This is a genomic window from Cellvibrio sp. pealriver (assembly GCF_001183545.1).
Taxonomy (GTDB): domain Bacteria; phylum Pseudomonadota; class Gammaproteobacteria; order Pseudomonadales; family Cellvibrionaceae; genus Cellvibrio.
Map to the genome: position 1 here is coordinate 620883 of NZ_KQ236688.1, position 23835 is coordinate 644717.

Consider the following 23835-nt stretch of genomic DNA (forward strand, 5'->3'; position numbering starts at 1 on the left):
ATGCAAGATTCCAGTTTTGCGGGAAATTCAATGGGATATTCGCCCGGCGACTTGGCTATTGACAAGGCGCTGGATGCATCGGGCATTGCTTCCTGGAACATGGATGTCATCAGTGGTGAGTTATGTCTCTGCCCTGAATTCGCAGAGTCTCTTTCTGTAACCCTGGCTGGGATTGAGCGGCTTCCTGATTTTTTAGCGCTGCTGTCCAAAACAGATAAATATCTATTTTTTCAAGCGTTTAATCTCGATCCTCAGGATCAGGATACTGAGCGTTTGCGTTCCTGTGATGTCAGATTGGCGGGTATCGAAGGCGAGCCGCGTGTACGCTTTATTGGGCGTTTGCAAACGGGAGCAGATATCTCCGGCCGCCGTTTTTCAGGATTGGTCGTCAGCGCTCGTCATTGGCTGGCAAGTCCGGGTGATGAATATGCATTGCAGTTATTATCCGGATTGTTTGCAGAAAGTCCTATCCCCAGTTTGATTACCGACAAGCACGGTATTCTTCTGCATATGAACCAGTCTATGGAGCGCCTGTTTCATCTGTCCCATAGGCAAGCTGAGAGTGCAGCTGGCTTTTATTCTATTTTGCGTGATAAACGCGTCTGTGCCGACACCGAACTGAGCGAGGCGATTCGAGCAGTTTATGACTCAGGCAAAATCCAAACCATTGAAATGAATTATTCGCTGGGGAACATCCATCGCAGCCGGTTTATTTGCGATAAAAATTTATACTTCCGCGCAAATTTTTTACCCATCCGTGACGCTCAAGGAAATACCGAGCGCGTACTGGTGCAGCTTCAAGATTTATCACGCGAAAAAAGCGCGCGTGATGCGTTGCAAGAAAGTGAGGCGAGCTACAAGGCATTTATCACCAACAGCTCCGAAGCTATATGGTGTTACGACATGCAGCCGCCAGTGCCAGTTACGTTGGAATTGGAAGAACAAGTCAAGCGGATTGCCCGCAGTGCGCGTTTGGTAGAAGCGAACAAAGTTCTGTTGAGTATGCTGGGTGCCCAATCATTGGACGATATTTTGGGTATGGGGTTGGTTGAAAGCGGCTCAACCAATTATGTGTTCGATATTGATTATTTTGTGAATAATCAATATGAAATGATTGATCACGATATAGTGCGCCAAGATCCACGCGGGAAAAATTTTTATTTTCAAATTTGCTGTACGGGTATTGTAGAAGAGGGCTTGCTCAAGCGTGTGTGGGGAACCACAAAAGATATTACCGCACGCCGACGTTACGAAGAAAAATTACGCTATCAATCCTTCCATGACTCGCTCACGTCGCTGCCTAATCGTGAAAAATTATATTTCGACATGGAAACCTGCTTTGAGCAGCGCAGCAGTGATCAAATCAGTGCGCTGTTATTGATTGATCTTGATCGTTTCAAAGAAATCAACGACACCCTAGGGCACAATGTGGGTGATCAATTGTTACGTTTGATTGGCCCGCGGTTAGCACATGAGATGGCAGAGGTTCCAGGTACTGTGGCGCGTTTGGGGGGCGATGAATTTGCGGTGTTTTTGCCGCGTATCCGCAGTACGCATCAAGCCGTTGTATTTGGCCATCGTTTGCTTGATGCACTTGCGCAGGAATTCGATCTTGATGGATTCACCACACAAATTTCTGCAAGTATCGGTATTGCAATATCGCCCCAGCAAGCACAGGATCATCATGGCCTTATGCGCTATGCGGATATCGCCATGTATTACGCCAAAAGCCAGATGCTTGGCTTGTCAATTTATAGCCCGGAATATGATCCTCACTCCGCCAAACGCCTTGCTATTGTGAGCGAATTAGGGCGCGCGATCCGCGAGAATCAATTGTGTTTGTATTACCAGCCAAAAGTTTGTTTGGATGAAAAACGTTGCTATGGGTTTGAAGCATTAATTCGCTGGATACATCCGGAGTTGGGCTTTGTGCCTCCCGGGGATTTTATTCCAATTGCAGAATTAACCAGCCTGATCCATCAACTCACTGCCTGGGTATTGGAAAAAGCCATAGAGCAATGCCGACGTTGGCAAGATCAGGGAATGACACTGAGTGTGGCAGTGAATTTATCGGCGCGTAATTTAATGGATGACAACATTCCCAAATTGGTTGAGCGCTTGTTAATAAAATATCAGTTACCCGCTGCGCGTTTGGAGTTGGAAATTACCGAAAGCTCTATCATGACTGATCCTACACGCGCACTACGAAATCTGGATGCGTTGCATGAATTGGGCGTGCATCTATCGATTGACGATTTTGGTACCGGGTATTCATCGCTGGCTTATCTCAAGCGTTTACCAGTACAAACGTTAAAGATCGATAACTCATTCGTGCGTAATATGCTGGAAGATTTGCAAGATGAGGTTATCGTCAATTCCACGATCAATCTCGCGCACAACCTTGGGTTAACCGTTGTGGCTGAAGGTGTGGAAAACGAAGCGTTATTAACTCGCTTGAGTGAAATGGGGTGCGATGAGGCGCAGGGATATTTCATCGGCCGCCCTATGGCTGCGTTAAATGCCGATGAATGGATTGTTGAATCGGGTTGGATCAAGCAGCCGTCTTGATAAATTAAAAACCGCCGTTGCGCATGTGTTCTTCTACATACTTCAAACGCTCTTCCAATAACGCTGTGCGGTACTGATTCCCCTGGGTTAATTTCAATGCATTGCGCAATTGGATTTGGGCACGGTCATAAACACCATTCAAAATAAAGTATTCGGCACGTGCTTCGTGCACTCCCAGGATATTTCCGGCCAAACCGTTTACCTCTGCCAGTAAATACCACACGTAATCATCGTTGCTGCGCTTGCGCGAATAGCGATCCAGAATGTCAGCGCATTGTTGGTAAATACCTGCTTTCATCAGCGCTTCAGCGTGGCGAATGATCAGTGGATAACTATCGGGATGTTGTTTCAATTGCGCTTCAATAATATCCAGGCCAGCTTTGTAACGCTCGGCGGCAATTTCGATGTCGGCACGCATGATTTGATAGGTAATGCGAGTTGGGTCTTTTTCCAATAGCGGCGCAAGAGCATCGCGTGCAGCATCAAATTGGCTGGACTCCATCAATGCCAATGCCCAGCCGTACCGACTCGCATCAGGATATGCGCTCTCTTTATCCAGCTCACTTTTAAACATGCGCGCAGCAATTTGGGGGGTTTCTTCTGCATCCACCCGGACGCGGCTTCGCATCAATTGAAACTCAAGGTTGTCTTCCACTGGTTTGCGCTCATATTGCATGGCGCGGTTGCGGGCATCAGCCACGCGGGTTTCACTCACCGGGTGGGTTAGTAAGTATTCGGGTGGTCTGCGATTAAGCCTATTGGCGCGTACCATTTCTTCAAACATATCTGCTGCAGCATGAGGGTCAAGTCCAGCCTGCACCATGGTTTGCATACCAATACGATCCGCTTCTTGCTCATTTTGACGGCTAAATGCCAGAGACGCTTGCTGAGCTGCAGCCTGGGTTCCCATGATTGCTGCCATGCCCGCATCACTATCGCTGTTAGCTGCCAGAACCAGTCCGGCCAGCATGCCAGCGAGCATCGGCATCATCATTTTCTTTTGTTGCTCAAGTCGGCGTGCATAGTGGCGTTGGCTCAAGTGCCCCATTTCATGGCTTAGCACGGCTGCAAGCTGGTTTTCGGTCTTTGCGTACATCAACAGGCCTGTATGTACACCAATCACGTTGCCGGGTACCGCAAAAGCGTTAAGCGTGTTATTTTCGACGACAACCAGATCTATCCGTTTATCGTCAAGCTGGCTATACGGTAACAAGCGCCCGAATAGTTGCTCCAGATAGTCGATGATCAGCGGATCTGATGATGTCGGGACTTGGCTCCGGTAGGCTCTGAGCCAGCGCTGCCCCAGGATTTTCTCCTGCACGGGTGAAATCATCACCGAACTTGTATCGCCCAAATTGGGCAGCTCTATTTCAGCCTGACTCTTGTATGGATTGGTAGCCAACAGGGCAATCAGTAATAGGGTAAAGCCAGCAGCTGCTAGAAACTGGAGATTAAAGAGGAAGAATCGACGGTAAAAAAGCTTGGGCACGGTACTCAATGACTCCTGCTGGAACCCGCATATGACCTGCGTATTAAGTGGTAGGCGGCAAAAAAATAGGGCATCACTCTAGCCTTTTTGACGCTTAAAGACTAGGTTAGCAACTTTTTATGACCACAAGCACTGGTCTCAGTTCTGTCTCCGTACGAATAAACTCTGTGCTGAAAGGTCAACCTATCGGATTTTTGAGTGAAATCCATTGTTGAGTGCCAGGAAAAACTTTGAGTGAAATAATCGATTGCTTCACCTACGTCGCCGCACGCGAGCTGGATGCTTGTGGCTTACGCTGCCCGTTACCCTTATTAAAAGCAAAGCTGGTATTGCGCGATATGAACCCCGAGGAAGTGTTGCGTGTATTGACGACGGATGCGGGTTCGGTGCGTGATTTTCAGGCCTATGCCCAATTGAGCGGACATTCATTGTTGGCCTTCGCCGAGAAGGGCGGCACTTACTGTTATTTGCTCAAAAAACCGGCGGCAAACCCGGCGTAACGTTTAATCAATTTGCGTTTTTTGCAATCTGCGTTTTTTACAGGACGCTGATAGCTAAGTGAGTGTGTTATGGTGAAATTGGGTTGCAGATTACATCTGGATTTACATGTGTGCTGGCTGGCCGCAGTCTTTTTGCTATTCGCAAGTCCCTTATTGTCCGCCCAGGATAATCCTTCAACTATCGACACGAATTCTATCTTCAACGCAACAATTGACCTGCATACCAATAATGGTGTGATCAAAAGTGAAAATGACAAGCGAAATTATCGTTATTTAACATTAGAAAATCAGCTTGGAGTGCTGCTTATTTCTGATCCGTCTACTGAAAAATCGGCTGCTGCATTAGATGTTAATGTTGGCGCTAACCAAAATCCGGTAGATCGCGCCGGTCTCGCTCATTTTCTTGAGCATATGTTGTTTTTAGGTACAGAAAAATATCCACAAGCAGGTGAGTATCAAAAGTTTATTTCCCAGCACGGGGGTAAATTTAATGCTTATACCGCTGCCGAAAATACCAATTATTTTTTTGAAATTGACAATGATCAACTTGATGTTGCACTGGATCGTTTTGCTCAATTTTTCATTTCACCTTTATTTAATCCGGAATATGTTGAACGCGAACGTAATGCGGTGCATTCAGAATATCTGGCCAAATTGAAAGATGATGGTCGGAGAGAGAAAGACGTCTATCGCGAATTGTTTAATCCTGATCATCCAAGCGCTAAATTTTCGGTTGGTAATTTAATGACATTGGCTGATCGAGAAGGGCGTCCAGTTCGCGAGGATATGGTTGCTTTTTATCAGCAATACTACTCATCGCATTTGATGAACGTGGTGATAATGGGGCGTGATAGTTTAGATAGTCTTGAAGCCAGTGCACGTAAACATTTTTCAGCTATTCCCCGGCGTGATATTAATATTCCATCAAGTTACCCTTCTTTATTCGCAGGGAAAAGCTTGCCCGTTAGTGTAGAAATCAAACCAGAAAAAGAGCTTCGCAAGCTGACTTTTAATTTTCCTATTCCAAACCCTGAGCAGTTTTATCAGAAAAAACCCTATGCCTTTATTGCTCATATGCTTGGGCATGAAGGTGAGGGCAGTTTGCTGTCCTTGTTAAAGCGGCTGGGGTGGGCGGAGAATATTTATGCGGGTACTGGTTTTCAAAGTCGTAACGATGCTCTTTTTCAGCTGTCGATCCAATTGACTCCACAAGGTGTGCGTGCACGCAACCAAATTGTGTCATTGGTGTTTTATTGTCTGGGACAGATTGAAAGCCGTGGCTTAAATGTGTGGCGTTACACAGAGCTGCAACAACTCGGTGATTTGGGGTTTCGGTTTCTCGAAAAAAATGCACCTATGCAAACTGTCAGTATGCTGGCGCAGTCAATGAAATTTTATGCACCAAAAGATATTTTGCGCGGTCCCTATTTGTATAGCGCTTACGATGAGCGCTTGATAAAAAAAGCGTTATCTCATTTGAACAGTGAAAATATGTTGTTAGTACTTACGGCGCCAGAAGCTGAGCCGTATCGAATAAGCACACTTTACTCTGTTCCATTTAGTGTCAGAGCAAGCATCCCTGAATTGCTGGATTTGAAGCCTGCGGTAAGAAAAGAACTCTTTCTGCCTGGAAAAAATGTATTTATTCCAAAGCGATTAATAGTTAAATCGGGATCGTTGTTAGATGAAGAAATCACGCTTGGTTCCAAGCCTCAACTCATTCTTGCCAATAAAAATATGCGTGCCTGGTTTGCACAAGATCAACAGTTTGCGCAGCCTCGTGCACTTGTGAATTTTCGCATTCAATCTCCTTTAATTGCCGCCAGTGCAGAGGGGGCTGCACAGGCACAATTGTTTGCTGCTTTACTTGGTGATCAAATGAATGAGTTTTCGTATTCTGCTCGCTTGGCTGGAATTGATCATTCTATTGTTGCCAATGCGCGTGGTTACGAAATCAGTGTCTTCGGTTATTCCAGTAGGCAAGGATTGTTGTTAAACAAGTTGATGGAGGGTATGCGCGTTAGCCGTTTTAAAGAAGAGCGATTTAATCTGCTCAAGGAAAATCTATTGCGTGGTTGGCGCAACCAAAATAAAAACCTGCCCTATCAAGTGCTCGCGAGCCAGGTTGCTGTGCTGCAATCTGATCCTGCATGGAGCAATGCGCAGTTAATTGATGCATTAAAGAATAAAACCTTCGATCAATTCCATCAATTTGTTGTACGACAATTAATTGATGCAAAAATAGATGCGCTATTTTATGGTAATTATTTTCGTGCAGAAGCTTTAAAGCTTGCAGTGCTGGTCGAACACGAATTATTAAATCGTCAGACTGGGCGTAATCTCCCGGCCTCAAAAGTGTTATTGTTGCCTCAAGGGTCTGAAAAACCTTGGCTTTATAGGCATTCTTTAATGCATGATGATAGTGCGGTGGAATTATTAATTATGAATCCATCTGTTTCGATTGATGCTGCCGCTCATATGATGTTGGCGCGGCAGTTGTTACAGCCAGCGTTTTATCATCAGTTGCGCACAGAAAAACAGTTGGGGTATGTAACGGCGGTAATCGCATCGCCTATCGCACAACTTGAGGGTACATTGTTTGTGGTGCAGTCACCAACCGCAAATGAAGGTGCTCTCATTCATGAAATCGACTTATTTTTAGATGAAGCGTTGCCAGCGTTAAATGAAAATTTCGTAAATAATCAACAGTCATTAATTAAAAAATTACGCGAACCTGCACGTTCCTTAAAAGAACAAGGTGAACGTTATTGGAGCTCGATTGTGGATTATAATGAACATTTTTCCCGCCGGTTGGATTTGGCGGAGGCGGTTGCGCGCATTACACCTGAGTCTCTCCATGATTATTTTCGCGAAGTCTTCATGAATAAAAATCGCCGCTTATGGTTGACATCTGACACTTATGAAAAAAGTGAAAATTTTTTTCATGTTGATGATTTGTTGGTTCATAAACAGCAAATGCAGGTCGTAATATCGCCTTGAGTTAACTTCTTTTTAGTTAAATGAATCGCGTGTACTTCAGTAAGTAAATTTCTGCTATTTTTTGGTGCAAAGAAAAAGAAAATTATCAGTTTTTTTACTGATATTTGCTTGGTGAATAGTAAAAGTTTGGGTAATAATGCCAACCCTGTTGCGACCAGACCTCTTTGATAAGCACGCATGCAATTAAGGCGCTTTGTCCGACAATTTTCGCACTAAAACTGTGCCCCTCCAGAGTGTTACCGTATTGGCTAGGGCTGGTAAAAAATTCCCATTTATGCAAGAATTCGGGGATTTTTTACACAAGTAAAAGGAATATTCCTCCTGTAACTCCATGAAAATTCTGCACATTTACCCGGTGTGCGCAAATTTTGTGCGAAGCCAGATCCAAATTCCTGTATTTAGAGACTACTGCTACGTGATGTGCGCCTTGCGCATAGCTGAGGAGATTTGAATGCTACAAGATATCGATGCCATTGAAACCAAAGAGTGGCTGGACGCCCTTAAGTCCGTCGTTCGCCACGCTGGCAAAGACCGCGCAGCCGAGCTGCTAAAAGCCCTGTCCGAGTCTGCCGTTAACCATGGCATTGAACAGCCTTCATCTATCCAGACCCCCTATCGAAATTCTATCCCTACCGATAAAGAAATCACCTCTCCTGGTGATGTGGCGCTTGAGCGCAAAATCCGCTCAATCATCCGTTGGAATGCTATGGCAATGGTGATGAAAGCTAATGACAACGACGAAGGTCTCGGTGGTCATATCGCGTCGTTTGCATCTTCTGCCACCTTGTATGATGTGGGTTTTAACCACTTTTTCCGCGGTAATGATGGCGACACTCCTGGTGACCTGATTTACTTTCAGGGGCATGTCTCTCCAGGTATGTATGCTCGCTCTTATGTAGAGGGGCGTTTAAATGAGTCACACCTCGACAACTTCCGTCGCGAAGTGAATGGCGGTGGCTTGTCTTCTTATCCGCATCCTTGGTTAATGCCTGATTACTGGCAATTCCCGACTGTATCTATGGGCTTGGGGCCAATCAAATCCATCTATCAAGCGCGTTTCAACCGTTATATGGAAGCGCGTGGTTTGATTCCCGTAACTGATCGGAAAGTATGGGCGTTCCTGGGTGATGGTGAATGTGACGAACCAGAAAGCTTGGGTGCTATTTCCTTGGCTGCTCGCGAAAAGCTGGACAATCTGATTTTTGTGATCAACTGTAACTTGCAGCGCTTGGATGGTCCGGTGCGTGGTAATGGCAAAATTGTCCAGGAACTGGAAGGTGTTTTCCGTGGCGCAGGCTGGAACGTGATCAAAGTTCTGTGGGGCCGTGGCTGGGACAAGTTACTTGCCAAAGACAAAACTGGCCTTCTGCAAAAGCGGATGGATGAAGTAGTTGATGGCGAAATGCAAAATTATAAAGCCAACGGTGGTGCCTACACCCGAGAACACTTCTTTGGTAAATATCCTGAGTTGCTTGAGTTAGTGAGTGACATGAGTGATGACGATATCATGGCGCTGGCGCGTGGTGGTCACGATTCACATAAAGTGTACAACGCCTATTACCAAGCCACTAATACCAAGGGCAAACCAACGGTTATTCTTGCCCAGACCGTCAAAGGTTATGGTATGGGATCATCAGGTGAGGCAATCAATAAGACTCACTCGGTTAAAAGTCTGGTAATTGAAGATCTTAAAAAGTTCCGCGACCGTTTCGAGTTGCCGATAAGTGATGAAGACCTGCCCAATTTGCCCTATTACCGTCCGGCAGAAGATAGTCCGGAAATGCAATATATGAGGGCGCGCCGCCAGGTATTGAAAGGGTACCTACCTTCGCGTAATGCGAGTTTTGATCCTTTGTTGGTACCTGCTCTGGATGCCTTTGCAGCCCAATTGAAGAGCACAGGTGAGCGTGAAATCTCTACTACCATGAGTTTCGTACGTATCCTGTCTTCCTTGGTAAAAGATAAAAACATCGGCAAGCAAATTGTACCGATTGTTCCCGACGAAGCTCGTACCTTCGGTATGGAAGGGATGTTTAAAACTGTAGGCATCTATTCTTCCGAAGGCCAGAAATATGTGCCTCACGATGCCGGCCAGATGATGTCCTATCATGAATCTGCCACTGGCCAGATCCTTGAGGAGGGCATTAATGAAGCGGGCTCCATGGCTTCCTGGATTGCAGCGGCTACGGCTTACAGCAATTACAGAAAACCGATGATTCCTTTCTACATCTACTACTCCATGTTCGGGTTCCAGCGTATTGGTGACTTGGCATGGGCTGCAGGCGATTCGCAAGCACGTGGTTTCCTGATGGGCGCTACGGCTGGACGTACCACATTAAATGGGGAAGGTTTGCAGCATCAGGATGGTCACAGCCATGTATTTGCCAATACCATTCCGAACTGTCGCTCTTATGATCCAACTTATGCTTACGAGTTGGCTGTAATCATTCAAGACGGTATTAAACGCATGTATCACGACAATGAAAACGTGTTCTATTACGTTTCATTGATGAACGAAAACTATCAGCATCCAGACATGCCTGAAGGTGCCGAGGAAGGCATCATCAAGGGCATCTACCAATTGGAGAAAGGTACTGGCAAAGCCAAAAACCGTGTTCAGTTGATGGGGGCTGGTACTATTCTGCGCGAAGTGCGTTTTGCTGCAGAAATTCTGCGCAGCGAATTTGATGTTGAAGCGGATGTATGGAGCGTAACCAGTGTGAATGAACTGACCCGCGATGGTCAGCGCGCTACTCGCTGGAATATGCTGAACCCAACAGCAGCTCCGCGTAAGCCTTACATTACTCAAGTGCTGGAAGCAGCAGAAGGTCCGTTCATCATCTCTACTGACAACCTCAAAACATACTCAGAACAGCTGCGCGCTTATATTCCCGGCGATTACACTGTATTGGGAACAGAAGGTTTCGGTCGCAGTGATACCCGTACCCAGTTGCGTCATTTCTTCGAAGTAAACCGTTACTTCGTGGTAATTGCAGCACTCAAATCTTTGGCAGACCAAGGCAAAATCAAAGCCGATGTGGTTGCCAAAGCCATCAAGAAGTTTGGTATTGATCCGGAAAAAGCGGATCCAATGAGCGTATAAAACCATCGCCCTCTCACAAAGAGGGCGATGTTGTTTGTACTCTTCAAAACATTTATCAAATGTAGAAATAACCGATTAGCGAGGAACTACAGTGGCAATTCAAACTATTAAAGTGCCTGATATTGGCGGCGCAGAAGGCGTTGAAGTAATTGAAATCTCCGTAAAAGTGGGCGATGTCATTGCCGAAGGCGATTCAATTGTCGTACTTGAAACTGACAAGGCTTCAATGGAAATCCCCGCCGATAAAGCAGGTAAAGTTGTCGCTATTAAAGTGAATGTAGGTGACAAAGTCTCTCAGGATGCTTTGTTGTTGGAGGTAGAGGCGGAAGGTGCAGCTGCGCCAGAGCCAGTGGCTGCACCTCAAGTTGCAGCTCCGGCAGCTTCAGCGCCTGTTGCTGCGGCTCCTGCGGCCAGTACTGAAATCAATATGGTAGTTCCTGATATCGGTGGTGCAGAAGGCGTTGAAGTCATCGAGATTTCCGTGAAAGTTGGCGATGAAATTGCCGCTGGTGATTCGTTAATTGTACTGGAAACTGATAAAGCTTCGATGGAAATCCCCGCGGAAGCGGCCGGTAAAATTATTAGCTTGGCAGTAAAAGTAGGTGACAAGTTATCCCAAGGTTCTGTCATCGGTGTATTGGCTACCGCTGGTGGTGCCGCACCAGCCGCCGTACCTGCAAAAACTGAAGCAGCCTCAGCGCAAAAAGTTGAAGCAGCACCCGCACCCAAAGCAGAAGCTCCGAAAGCTGCTCCTGCACCTGCTGCAGAAGTCGAACAAACTGGTGATGTGTACGCTGGCCCCGCAGTGCGTAAACTTGCTCGTCAACTCGGTGTTGATATGGGCAAAGTGTCTGGCACTGGCCCGCGTGGTCGTCTGCAAAAAGATGACATCCGCTCTTATGTGAAACCTATCGTACAAGCTGCACAATCTGGTGCTTCTGTTGGTGGTTCTGGTATTCCAGCTCTGCCAGTGATCGATTACTCCAAGTTTGGTGAAATCGAAATAGTTAAGATGAGCAAAATCAAGAAGCTGACTGCCGAAGCAATGACGCGCAGCTGGTTGAATGTTCCTCGTATTACCCAATTTGATGATGCCGATATCACTGATCTTGAAGCTTTCCGTAACAGCATGAAAGCAGAAGCGGAAAAGCGTGGCAGCAAATTGACTCCATTGCCTTTTATCGTAAAAGCAGTTGCTGCAGCTTTGGTTGCTGAACCTTCGTTTAATGTATCTATGCATCAAGATGGCGAAAGCATTGTGCACAAGAAATTTGTACACATTGGTATAGCGGTAGATACACCAAATGGTCTGTTGGTTCCTGTTGTGCGTAATGCCGATAAGAAAGGTTTATTCGAGCTAGCCGATGAAATTAATGTGCTCGCTAAAAAAGCGCGTGATGGCAAATTAACACCAGCAGAAATGCAGGGCGGTTGCTTCACGATTTCCAGTTTGGGCGCTATGGGTGGTAACGGCTTTACACCAATGGTATCTGCACCAACTGAAGTGGGTATTTTGGGTGTATCACGCGCGCAAATGAAACCGGTATGGAATGGTAAGGAATTTATTCCGCGTAACATGTTGCCCTTGTCACTGTCATACGATCACCGTGCTGTAAATGGCGCGGATGCTGGTCGCTTTATGACATATTTGGTTTCTGTGATTGGCGATTTACGCCGTTTATTGTTGTAATGTTTGTGGTGTGTTAATCAAAAAGGCCAGCAATTGCTGGCCTTTTTGTTTTGATTATTTTTTCGCTTACCACTAATAAAACTAATAAAAGTGATTTTTCAAAGCGGCACAAATTTCGGTAACCTCAATTTACCGCTGAGTGGTTATCTATGCGTATTATTAGTTATTTTTTGCGTGTGGCTTGTTGTCTTTTATTGGCCCTCACTGTTGCCGGGTGCCAATCAGTTACCACGTTTGATGATCCTTCCAACACCTACACACCTGAAGCTACTTATCAAAAGCTGATTGGTCAGTATCCGTTTATTAGTATCGCTAATCGTAATGTTCCTGCATCAGTGCGTGAGATAAAAAACATTACCTATGTGCGATATGGACAGCGCGCGTTGCAACTGGATATGTATTTGCCCAAACGCATACAGCAACAAAATCTTCCCGCTGTATTATTTGTTCATGGCGGAGGGTGGCGCGCGGGATATCGAACAAATTTCACAGCATTCGCTATTGCGATGGCTGATCGGGGATATGTGGCTGCAACGATGAGTTATCGCTTGTCGCCAGAGGCGAAATATCCTGCGGCTATTCACGATACAAAAGCGGCAATTCGCTGGCTGCGAACCTATGCTAAAAAATATGGTGTGCATCCAGAGCAAATTGCAATCGCAGGTGGGTCTGCTGGAGGCCAAATTGCCAGTCTGACAGGGGTTACAGGTGATCTTGTCACATTTGACCCACAAGCGAAGTCGTCGCGTATTTCCAGTTCTGTACAAGCCATTATTAATATTGATGGGCTATCCGATTTCACTTCAGAAACGGCGCGTTTCTATGAAGATGATCCACGCAAAAATCCTTCCGCCGCCGGAGCATGGTTTGGTGGACGATATGCAGAAAAAATGGAGTTGTGGCATGAGGCATCGCCAATTTTTTACGTGAATAAAAATACGCCCCCCATTTTATTTTTGATCAGTGCCCAAGCGCGTTTTAGTGTTGGGCATAAAGAAAAGACTGCAAAAATGAAACCACTAGGGATTCCTTATCAGATTGTACAAATTCCTGACACGCCGCATTCTTTCTGGTTATTCGATCCTTGGTTGCAACCATCAGTTGATGCGGTTGTTCATTTTTTGGATGAACAATTCAAGGTGGTGCGTAGCGATAGTGACCGGTAATTGGATAGCTAAATAACATGTCTTCAAGTTGTGGGCCGGCACCAATGTTATGAATAATTAATCTACGGCCCTCGGCGGATAATTGATTGCTCACTATGCCTATGTGCGGCAGGTTGCCAGGGAGCATCCAGGTAACAAGATCTCCGGGGTGATAATCAATAGGATTGTTGGATGTAGTGAGTTTTTTGCCGTGACGGGTAAAAAATGTTTGTAAGTTAGGTACGCGGCGGTGATCAATATTCCTGTCTGTTTTGGTTTGGCCCCAATTGCGTTTAGCGGGGTATGCTGAAAAATAATCGCGCATGTCTTCATGTACCCGCTGCTGCAAATCGATGCCTATTTGACGATAAGCTCGTATGATCACATCAGTACAAACGCCATATTCAGCGGGTATGTCACCCATTGGGTAGGCAATTTTAAAGTAAGCCCCGTTATAGGTAACTGCTGTTTTGGTCTGCGCTAAAGCGGCATCAATGAATGCCTGCTGTTTTTGCTGGGTAATATCATCTGCGTGTGCAAAGTTGATTGCAAAAGCGAATAACAATGTTGGCCGTAAAAAAATAATTCTCCTCATCACCAATAGTCCTTTTTGATTGCATTAATTTTTCACTAAGGGTGTATTCCAATAAAGAAGTTTGGAAAAAACGGGTACATATTTTTGCAACACCAAAACAATTACCAAGCCTACAAGTACACCGCCACTGTTGGCTAGCATGTCGCTCAGGCTGAAAGTGCGTGGTGGATTAAAATATTGGCCGATTTCAATAGCAAAAGAGTAGGCAATCAGCAGTACAGCGCGTTGCCAGATTGGCCATAGTGGACGAGCAAAGCTAATTGAAATGCCTGCAATAACATAACCTGCAAAATGCATGAGTAAATCATTGAAGACAGGTACTGAGTTTTCAGGGTGAGGGGTTAAACCAAGGTAGGTATATATGGCAAGCAAACAATAAAACTGCGCAACACACAACAATCGCCAAAACATAGTGGGCTCCTTAAATATTGGATGGGAGCATAACAGCTTGATGTTAAATGGGCGATGTGTCGCGCTGCAGGTTATTTGATTTGTGCTGCCAAAGGTTCCGCTGCGTATAAATCCTGCGGTGTGTTGATATTAAAAAACGGATCGTAAGCCTCTGCTTCAAAATCGACTTCAACCATTTTTTGTTGCGCAATCCAATCCTGTAGACGAGGGATACTCCCTTGCTCTAATTGCCCTGCAATTTTGCTGATTAAAGAAGCATGCCAGAGTGCAAAAATAGGATGGCTACGCCCTTTGGCTGTCGCTACCGCCAATTGTGCATGGTGGGTATTCGCAGCTGTAAATAAACGCTCAACCAGATCGGTGGGAAAGAATGGTGTGTCTGAGGCAAAACTTACCAGCCATTCGGCGTCGGGGTTATCGTTTTGCATCCAGCACAGCCCGGCGTGGATACCGGCTAAAGGCCCGAGGTTATTCGGGAATAGATCGGGGATTACCGGTAAACGGGTGCGGGCAAAGCGCAAGCTGCTGCCATTGGCATTGAGTAAGAGTTTGCTTACCTGGGGTTGGGCGCGTTCAATCGTCCTTTGCAGCAATGTCTTGCCTGCCAGAGGGAGCAAGCATTTGTCGCCTCCCCCCATACGGCGCGCCAATCCTCCGGCCAAAATAACGCCGACAACAGATTCGGAAATACTCATAAATGTTTACTACGTCAGGATCTGGTTGGATTAATACGCCGTTTGATCCTTATTTGGCGCATTAATCATCTTAAGTGCATGGTGACTAGTTTAACTGCTGGACAGTTGCATCACCACTACCTCTTTGTGAAACAAGGTTAGATTTTCATCAGAGCCTATCCCTTGGCGCGATTTATCGCTAGGATTCGCGGTGCTTGTCTGCGGGATAGACTATGGATTACCGCGGCAACATACCTAAAAATTACAAATGAATAAGGATAATGGATGATGCAAGTTTCCCCTACCCATCGATTGCTATCCTGGCAGTCTCCGTTGTTTTGGACAGTGTTTTTAGCCGCGTCACTTATCGCAGCAATTGCTGCAATTAAATTGATGTTTGTCGCAGCACCGGGTCTGAGTGTTGATATCCAATTTTCACGTGACCAGGCTGTATCTTCAGCCAGGCAATTCCAGCAGCACCAATTTCCCGATTTAAAAACTGAGCGTTCTGCCGTCATTTTTGTGAGCGATCGCGGTTTGCAAAACTATGTCGAATTAGAAGCGGGTGGTGCCGATAAGGTTCAAGAGCTTATTCCGCAATTGGATGCAGTGACGCACTACTGGAAGGTCCGCAGTTTTGCGCCGGGGCAAGAAGAGGAGCTGATTACCGCCTTTAGCCCGCGCGGCGAGCCTATTTCGTTTGCTTATTTGATTGCAGAGAAAACACCCGGTGCAGCTTTGGATGAAACTGCAGCACGGGCATTGGCAGAGGAGGGGGCCCGTGCCTTTATGGGCGAGCGCTTTGATCTTTATAAAACCTTCGAAACCAAGCAAAAACGTCAGGCATCTGGCCGTGTGGATTACAGCTTCACCTACGAACATTCCACGTTAATGGTGGGCGAGGCGCGTTTTCGGCTGGAGTTAAAAGTCGCGGGTGATCGGCTGGTTGCGGTGGATACTTTCAAGCATATCCCCCAGGCATTCGACCAGCGCTTTGGTGAGATGCGTGCGTTAAACACCCAGATCAGCCAGATTTCCGCCTACATCATGGCGGTACTGTTCGGTTTGGGCGGATTGGTTGGCGGTGGTATTTGGTTGTTTCGCCGCCATCAATTGCAATGGGTCAAAGCCTTTTGGCCTGCCTTGGTAGTGGGTGCCGGTTTGGGAGCAGCGACCTTGGCCAATATGCCAATGGCGTGGATGGGCTACCAAACAACCAGCTCGGCGCAGACCTTTCTATTTCAACAGCTAGCGCAGGCGGGTGGGGTGATATTCGTCGCCAGTTTGGCCTTTGCGACCATTTATGCTGTGGCCGAGGGTTTGACCCGTATGGCGTTTGCCGATCACCCTCGCCTGTGGGATATGTTCCGCAAAGAGACGTTATCGCCCGATATTTTAGGCCGAGTGTTGGGTGGCTTCGCATGGACAGGGTTCTTTCTGTTGTATGCGATGGTGTTTTATTGGTTCAGCACCAAAGTGTTGGGATGGTGGCAACCAACAGGGATGGATTCCGACCCCAATATCCTCGCCAGTTGGCGGCCAGCTTTAGCACCTATTTTTACTGCCTTGCAGGCTGGAACTTGGGAGGAGTGTTTATTCCGGGCGATTCCTCTGGCGCTGGCCGTACTGATTGGCAACCACTACGGCATCCGCAACAAGTTGGTCATCGTCACCTTGATAGTGCAGGCGCTGGTATTTGCCGGTGTCCATGCAAACTATCCCAATCTTCCTGGTTATAGTCGCTTGATCGAACTGTTTATTCCCGCCATCGTGTTTGGTTTGGTGTACCTGCGTTTTGGTCTGGCGATCTGCATGATTACCCACTTTGAATACGATCTGGTGCTCATGAGTCTGCCGATTTTTATCGCTGAAGACTCCAGTCTCTGGATCGACCGTGCGCTGGTGATTGGTGCAGGCATCGCACCGCTTGCTGCATTACTCTGGGCGAAAGTGCGCGGCGGACAATGGCAAGCCTTGGGTAGTGAATGGCGTAATGGTGTGCCTGTTGCCGTGGTGCCCGTCAACGTGGAAGAGGTTGCCCCTGAGCCACAAGCAGCAGGTTCAGCATTGGTCATCAAGCCCTTGTGGATTGGGTTAATTGCGGTAGTGGCTATTGGGTTGTTCGCGGCAAATCTGACCAAAACCCCTCGCTTGGATTGGCCAGCTTATGAAATCCATCGTGCACAAGCACAAGAAAAGGCCGAGGCGTATCTGGCGGAACGCGGTGTGAAACTGGAAGGCGAATGGCATCGTACTGCAACGACCTATGGTGGGTGGTCGCAGCCGCTGGAGTTTGTCTGGCGCGAATCCGGAAAAGAAAAAACGCAGGGGCTGATTGGCCAATATCTGGATACGCCCTTCTGGGTTATCACCTGGCGCAAGTTTGATGGCCCGGTTGAAGAGCGCTCCGAGCAGTGGCAGGCCTGGCTTTATCCCGACGGCCGCTTGCATGAATTGGTACATCAATTACCGGAAGGGCGCGCAGGAGCGAAGCTCAGCCGTGAACAGGCGGTTAGCAAAGCCATGGAATGGATTATTCAAAAGGGCTGGGGAGATCTCTCCTCGCTGGAAGAAAAATCAGTCGAGGAAACACTGCGCCCGGCGCGCAGCGATTGGGTGGTCACTTATCTCGATAAGGGCGCTTACGATCACGAAGGTGCGCGCGCAGCCATTATCATCAAGCTGGCTGGCGATGAGGTCACCAGCTATGTGCGCACAATTGATATTCCTGAAGAATGGAAACGCACAGAGAGCGAAGAATCATCGCGCCAGCAGCCTTACAACATCGTTTCCAAAGTGGCGTTGTTAGTGCTAATAGGCATGGCGTTGATCTGCTTTTTCCGCCGCGCAGCGGGCAGCAAGTTCAGCTTTATGGCGGCTTTACCGTGGATATTGGTTGTCTCCATTGCCAATATGAGCGTCACTCTTTTATGGAGCGATCCGGCGTTTGCCAGCTTCCAAACGACCATGGGTTGGTGGATGCAGGTGGGCATGCTGCTATTCGGGGTCGGTATTGCCACCAGCGTACTTGCGGTATTGGTGTTTTTGGTTGCCCAGGTTATCCACGGCGAGCGCCCAAGGGTTGGGGCAAATTTGAACAGCGATTTTATACTTGGCAGTCTTCTGGCTTTGGGGCTGATGGGATGTAAATCGCTTATCGATCTTGTCGTGCCCGCAAGTTGGACACCAACGCCTTATTCAGCGGATTGGGCGACCGTCATGCCTTGGCTCACCGCGATACTCAATGGGTTCAAAGGTGTTTTCCCGAAATTATTGCTGATTATTGTGGCGGTTGGTTTTGCGCGTTATCTCACCAAAACCTGGCGTTGGGCACTGGTGATGGCAACGGTGTTGGTGTGGCTATTGTGTTCATCTATGGCGAGCCGCACATTCATCAATACCTTCGCCGAGCAGCTTTTTACTGCTGCAACTGTGTGGTTGGCATTTATCCTGATCCGTCGGCAACAGATGGGCGTAGTGCTTGCGCTAATGGGCGGCCTTATTGCCTTACAACAGCTGTGGGTGACAACAGCCATCTACCCCGGCGCTTTATGGCATGGCTTACTAAGCTGCGCCGTTTGCGTTGGTTTATCTTATGTTTTGCTCCGGCATTGGTATCGTCGTGGGTTAGAATAAGCTGATTGCAGCGGTTGATAAAAAAGGCACTGCATTCAGTGCCTTTTTTATTTTTGAGCGCGCGTGGGCGTTTATATAACGCAGATCGATAAATCTGGTGGAGATATTTTATGGAATTAAAACTGGAGGATTTTCGCCGGGAATATACGCAAGGCGGATTGGATATTACCGATGTTGCAGCGAGTCCTTTTGAGCAATTCCAGCGCTGGATGGAGCAGACTATTGAATCCGGAATTCCTGATCCGAATGCGATGACGGTTGCGACAGTTGATGAAACCGGCCAGCCATCACAGCGAATTGTATTGCTCAAGCATATGGATGAAAAAGGCTTTGTGTTTTACACCAATTTAAACAGCCGTAAAGCGCAGGATTTAAAACAAAATCCTAAAATCAGTTTGCATTTTCCCTGGTATTTTTTGGAGCGACAGGTGAAAGTGTGTGGCGTTGCCGAGCAATTATCCAAAACAGAAGTGTTGAAATATTTTGTCACCCGCCCGCGCGATAGCCAATTAGGTGCTTGGGCATCCCAACAGAGCCGTCCTATTTCATCGCGCGCGCTATTGATGCAGCAATTTGAATCGATGAAAAATAAATTTGCCAAAGGCGAAATTCCGGTGCCGGATTTTTGGGGTGGTTTTCGTGTTAGACCACATCAGATTGAATTTTGGCAGGGCGGTGCAGCGCGCTTGCACGACCGCATGCAATACAGTTTGCAAACAGATGGCTCATGGAAAATCCAGCGTTTGGAACCCTGATGAAATTTATCGCCTTAAAAAATTCCGGTGACGCCTCGCAGTTGTTTGTTAGCCAAGGCGAAATGCCAACACCCAAAAAAGATGAAGTATTGATTCGCGTATACGCTGCAGGTATCAATCGGCCGGATATTTTGCAGCGTCAGGGGTTGTATCCTCCGCCTGCTGATGCATCGCCTATTTTGGGGTTGGAAGTGGCGGGTGAAGTGGTTGCATGCGGTGCTGACGTAAAAAAATGGCAGGTTGGCGACCGCGTGTGTGCGTTGGTAAATGGCGGTGGTTATGCTGAATACGTTTCAGCCCCAGTTGGGCAATGCCTACCTATACCTGATCAATTTTCTTACGTTCAAGCGGCTGCTTTACCGGAAACTTTTTTCACGGTGTGGCACAACCTGATTCAACGTGCACATGTGCAAGCCGGTGAAACCTTGTTGGTTCATGGTGGTGCCAGCGGCATTGGTACCTGCGCAATCCAACTCGCAAAGGCGATGGGGGTGAACGTATTTGCTACCGCAGGATCATCGGAAAAATGTGCGGCGATTACTGCGCTTGGTGCAGTCGCTATTCATTATCGTGAACAGGATTTTGTTACGGTTGTTAAAGAGCAAACGAATGGGCAGGGCGCAAATGTCATTTTGGATATGGTGGGTGGCGATTATATCCAACGCAATTTTTCAGCTGCTGAGAAAGAGGGGCGTATTGTGAATATTGCTTTTTTGCAGGGCAGTAAAGCAACAATCGATTTTATGCCGCTAATGTTAAAACGCTTAACCTTGACCGGCTCAACGCTGCGCGCGCAATCCGTGCAGGCAAAAGCGAACATTGCCGCTGAGCTGGAAGCACAGGTATGGCCATTATTGAATGCACAAAAAATAAAACCGATTATTGATTCGGTGTTTCCATTTGAGCAGGTTGCAGTGGCTCATGCGCGAATGGAGTCGAATCTGCATATTGGGAAAATTATTCTTAATTTACAGTGAAAGCCCATTCGATTGCATTCACTATGCAAGACACGCCGTAAATACGTTTCTGTAGGCTAGATTCGGCATTTATGCCTCATACGGTCTTTATATAGTGCATTCAATTGAATGAGCTAAGTGCTTCGTAAGGAAATTAAAAATGACAAATATTTCACAAACCCGTCGTCCTCTCGACGGTATTCGCGTTATCGAAATTGGCCAATTGCTTGCAGGCCCTTTTGCTGGATGCATGCTGGGTTATTTCGGTGCAGAGGTAATTAAGATCGAACCGCTGGAAGGCGACCCTATTCGCGGTTGGCGTGTATTGGAAAATGGGACATCGCATTGGTGGCGCAGTATCGGGCGCAATAAAAAAAGCATTACGCTGGATTTAAAAAAAACCGAAGCCCAACAAATCGCACGACAATTAATTGATAGTGCGGATGTCGTTATTGAAAACTTTCGTCCGGGAGTAATGGAAGCATGGGGGCTCGGACCAGAGGAAATAAAAAAAACCAACCCTGATATTGTCTACGCGCGTATTTCCGGTTACGGGCAAACAGGACCTTATGCAAGTAAGCCGGGGTTTGCATCAGTCTGCGAAGGTATGAGTGGATTCCGTTACGTAAATGGTTTTCCAGATCAGGCACCTGTGCGGCCTAATCTGAGTATTGGCGATACGATTTCCGGTATTCACGCTGCACTGGGAATTGCATTGGCATTATTGGAGCGCGAAAGAAACCCCGAAGGTAAAGGCCAGGTGGTCGATGTTGCCTTGTATGAGTCCATGTTTAATTTAATGGAAGCTGTGGTGCCGGAATTTTCTGGCGCTGGTGTTATACGTGAACCTTCGGGAACAACGGTTACGGGCATAGTGCCTACAAATACCTATCGTTGTAAAAATGGAAAATACGTTGTGATTGGTGGTAACGGCGATTCAATCTTTCAGCGGTTGATGGAAGTGGCGGGGCATCCGGAAATGGCATCTGATCCGCGCATGGCAAACAATGCGGGTCGCGTGCAACATGATTTGGAAATTGACAATGCACTCGCTGCATGGTGTATGAGTAAAGACGCGGATGATATTTTGCAATTGTTGGAAGCCGCGCGTGTTCCTGCGGGACCTATCTACAATGTGAAGGATATGTTTGCTGATCCACACTTTAATCAGCGTGGAATGTTTGAGCAGGTGGAAATTAATGGCAAGCCGTTAAAAATTCCCGCTATCTTGCCAAAGTTGGAAAATACACCGGGTCGTACTGAGTGGCCGGGTGGCGATGTGGGCAGTCACACGCAAGAAATTTTACAATCGGTGTTGAACTTATCGTCTGAAAAAATTCACGCATTAAAATCAGCGGGTGTAATTTAAATGTCATTGATGCAAGATGTGTTAAAGAGTGGATTGTATCGTCATTACAAAGGTAATGATTATTTTGTTTTTCAGGTCGCGCATCACAGTGAAACGCGCGAGCCGTTAGTGTTTTATCGCTGTTTGTATGGCGATTACTCATGGTGGGTTCGTCCACTGGAGATGTTCACTGAAACTGTTGAACTCGCGGGTGAAACCATTCCTCGCTTTCGTTTTGTGCGGGAATTGACGGCGGCAGAACAATTCAATTACTTGTCGGAAACGGTAGAGAAATAACTTGTGACTGATCATCAAGCTGAAAATAATGCAGCGGAACTTGATGCATTATCTGCGGACGATATTCGCTGGATGGATTACGCCATTGGTTTGGCTGCGCAAGGTGAAGTATTGGGCGAGGTTCCTGTGGGAGCAGTCATAGTGGCCGATAACCAGATCATCGGGGAAGGTTTTAATCAACCCATTTCCCTGCACGATGCAACCGCACACGCGGAAATTGTTGCGTTGCGCCAAGCATCGGCGAAGATCCAGAATTATCGCGTAGTGGGCGCTACGCTTTACGTTACTCTGGAGCCTTGCACAATGTGTGTTGGCGCGTTGGTTCATGCGCGTATCAAGCGGCTGGTGTTTGGTACCACTGAGCCCAAAGCTGGCGCTGTGGTGAGTAAGGCAAGGTTATTGGATAACGAGCACTTCAATCATCGTATTGAGTATGCCGGGGGGGCTTTGGCCGATAAGTGCCAGCATCAGCTCAGCCAGTTTTTTGCTTATCGCCGTGAGGAAAAACGTAAACAAAAACTGGCCAAACCGGAGTCATAACCTCCATCGCAATTTCCGCGTCATTCAAGAGTGCAGGCTCATGCGCTCAACGACTTCGTCTTATTATCGATTGATAGCTCACTGTTATTGTATTTTTATTTTGAGGGTGAGCTATTGATAGTATTTATTGATTCTTCGTCCTGTTCCTCTCTCATTCTGTGCTTCACTAGAGTCAAATATTAGCCTTCCAGGAAAATTTCTTATTATTTGGCTAGAAAGATATTTTCAATTTGGTATACAATTTTTGAAATATAAGAAAATTATTTACAATAATAAAGTATTGCCGTTAGCGCCATGCAATAGCAGGTGCTGCAACCACTAGTGCCGCAGAAGAGAACGCAAGATCAAGGGTTACTTTTTGCAACTATTGCAACAAGTCCGCCCTTCATTCCTATTACCCAGTTGTTATTCGATGTTTTGTATCGCTCCGATGTTCAGGATGAGGTGTACACCTATACCTGTTCAGTGGTGCGATTACGGGTAAAGCGTTTTATAAGACAACAAAAAGGCGCGAATGACGATGATAAAAACACTGATTGTATATGCTCATCTATTGGCCGCCTGTGTAGCGGTAGGTGTCCTGCTAGTCCAAGATATGGCATTAGCCAAAACAAGAGGGAAAAGTCTTTCGGCCGACGTCATAAACGATTTGGTAAAAGCCGCCAATCTGGTGTCTATCGCGTTGGTAGTCTTATGGGTTTCTGGCTTGGCACTTGTGCTGGTCGGGTACATGGAGGATCCGCAGCAGTATCTGCAAAATGAAAAGCTCTGGGCCAAATTTACCGTGGTAATGATTCTGACACTCAACGGCATAGCTCTACATTACTTCAGTTTCCCTCGTGTTATCTCAGCTCACGGATTGCTCGGGCAGCCCTCGTTAACACAGGTATTAGTCGTGCTGACGGGAGCCATCTCATCGGTGTCCTGGTTGTTTTCTTGTTACCTGGGGATCGCGCGCCCTTGGAATTACACCGCCAACTATGGTTTTGTGATGGCGATATATGGATTGGTATTGGTCGGTGCTTTTATTGTGGCGGGGGAGGTGTTGCGCAGCATGCGTAAAACAATGGATTTTTCGTGTTCCCTAAATGAGTAGGGGGCGCATAAGCGCCCCCGTACAAATACTAT

At 46.9% G+C, this 23835-nt stretch carries 17 protein-coding genes; 13 read left to right on the forward strand and 4 right to left on the reverse strand.

The window, feature by feature from the left end:
* Positions 1-2568, forward strand: coding sequence for a sensor domain-containing protein (locus tag VC28_RS02565; protein ID WP_082191376.1), 2568 nt, complete (start codon positions 1-3; stop codon positions 2566-2568).
* Between the two features lie 4 nt (positions 2569-2572).
* On the opposite strand, the gene VC28_RS02570 is transcribed toward VC28_RS02565, so the two are convergent.
* Complete coding sequence (locus tag VC28_RS02570; protein ID WP_053094145.1) at positions 2573-4057, reverse strand: M48 family metalloprotease; 1485 nt, start codon at positions 4055-4057, stop codon at positions 2573-2575.
* Between the two features lie 230 nt (positions 4058-4287).
* Between VC28_RS02570 and VC28_RS02575 the strand changes: the two genes are divergently transcribed.
* From VC28_RS02575 to VC28_RS02595, 5 genes are all read left to right on the forward strand, one after another.
* Positions 4288-4557: a sulfurtransferase TusA family protein gene (locus tag VC28_RS02575; protein WP_082191377.1), complete on the forward strand. Its 270-nt coding sequence runs from the start codon at positions 4288-4290 to the stop codon at positions 4555-4557.
* 69 nt (positions 4558-4626) lie between these two features.
* Positions 4627-7557 (forward strand): insulinase family protein, encoded by a 2931-nt coding sequence (locus VC28_RS02580; protein WP_053094146.1) that lies wholly within the window; start codon positions 4627-4629, stop codon positions 7555-7557.
* Between the two features lie 451 nt (positions 7558-8008).
* Positions 8009-10660, forward strand: a complete 2652-nt coding sequence (gene aceE / locus VC28_RS02585) for a pyruvate dehydrogenase (acetyl-transferring), homodimeric type (RefSeq protein ID WP_049629273.1) — start codon at positions 8009-8011, stop codon at positions 10658-10660.
* Positions 10661-10751: 91 nt separating this feature from the next.
* Positions 10752-12350 (forward strand): dihydrolipoyllysine-residue acetyltransferase, encoded by a 1599-nt coding sequence (gene aceF, locus VC28_RS02590; protein ID WP_049629274.1) that lies wholly within the window; start codon positions 10752-10754, stop codon positions 12348-12350.
* A gap of 149 nt (positions 12351-12499) precedes the next feature.
* Positions 12500-13516 (forward strand): alpha/beta hydrolase, encoded by a 1017-nt coding sequence (locus VC28_RS02595; protein ID WP_049629275.1) that lies wholly within the window; start codon positions 12500-12502, stop codon positions 13514-13516.
* Here VC28_RS02595 and VC28_RS02600 read toward each other — a convergent pair.
* From VC28_RS02600 to mobA, 3 genes are all read right to left on the reverse strand, one after another.
* A complete protein-coding gene (locus VC28_RS02600; protein WP_049629276.1) occupies positions 13485-14090 on the reverse strand; it encodes a DUF1287 domain-containing protein in 606 nt (201 codons plus the stop codon). The genes VC28_RS02595 and VC28_RS02600 overlap by 32 nt on opposite strands.
* Positions 14091-14114: 24 nt before the next feature.
* Positions 14115-14501, reverse strand: a complete 387-nt coding sequence (locus VC28_RS02605; RefSeq protein WP_049629277.1) for a VanZ family protein — start codon at positions 14499-14501, stop codon at positions 14115-14117.
* Positions 14502-14572: 71 nt separating this feature from the next.
* The gene (gene mobA, locus VC28_RS02610; protein ID WP_049629278.1) at positions 14573-15196 is read right to left on the reverse strand and encodes a molybdenum cofactor guanylyltransferase MobA; all 624 of its coding nucleotides are present in this window, start codon (positions 15194-15196) and stop codon (positions 14573-14575) included.
* Positions 15197-15460: 264 nt separating this feature from the next.
* Here mobA and VC28_RS02615 point away from each other — a divergent pair, with 264 nt between their 5' ends.
* The 7 genes from VC28_RS02615 (at position 15461) to VC28_RS02645 (ending at position 23803) form a co-directional block, all read left to right on the forward strand.
* Entirely contained in the window at positions 15461-18811 is a 3351-nt protein-coding gene (locus VC28_RS02615; protein ID WP_049629279.1) for a CPBP family intramembrane glutamic endopeptidase, read from the forward strand.
* A gap of 110 nt (positions 18812-18921) precedes the next feature.
* A complete protein-coding gene (gene pdxH / locus VC28_RS02620; protein WP_049629280.1) occupies positions 18922-19566 on the forward strand; it encodes a pyridoxamine 5'-phosphate oxidase in 645 nt (214 codons plus the stop codon).
* Complete coding sequence (locus VC28_RS02625) at positions 19566-20543, forward strand: NAD(P)H-quinone oxidoreductase (protein WP_049629281.1); 978 nt, start codon at positions 19566-19568, stop codon at positions 20541-20543. The genes pdxH and VC28_RS02625 overlap by 1 nt, the downstream gene beginning before the upstream one ends.
* Positions 20544-20682: 139 nt before the next feature.
* A complete protein-coding gene (locus VC28_RS02630; protein ID WP_049629282.1) occupies positions 20683-21891 on the forward strand; it encodes a CaiB/BaiF CoA transferase family protein in 1209 nt (402 codons plus the stop codon).
* A complete protein-coding gene (locus tag VC28_RS02635; protein ID WP_049629283.1) occupies positions 21892-22167 on the forward strand; it encodes a DUF1653 domain-containing protein in 276 nt (91 codons plus the stop codon). It begins immediately after the preceding gene.
* A gap of 3 nt (positions 22168-22170) precedes the next feature.
* Positions 22171-22707, forward strand: coding sequence for a tRNA adenosine(34) deaminase TadA (gene tadA / locus VC28_RS02640; protein WP_255355997.1), 537 nt, complete (start codon positions 22171-22173; stop codon positions 22705-22707).
* A gap of 514 nt (positions 22708-23221) precedes the next feature.
* Positions 23222-23803 carry a DUF2214 family protein gene (locus VC28_RS02645; protein ID WP_231591622.1) on the forward strand — a complete coding sequence of 194 codons (582 nt, stop codon included), beginning with the start codon at positions 23222-23224 and terminating at the stop codon, positions 23801-23803.
* Positions 23804-23835 lie beyond the last annotated feature (32 nt).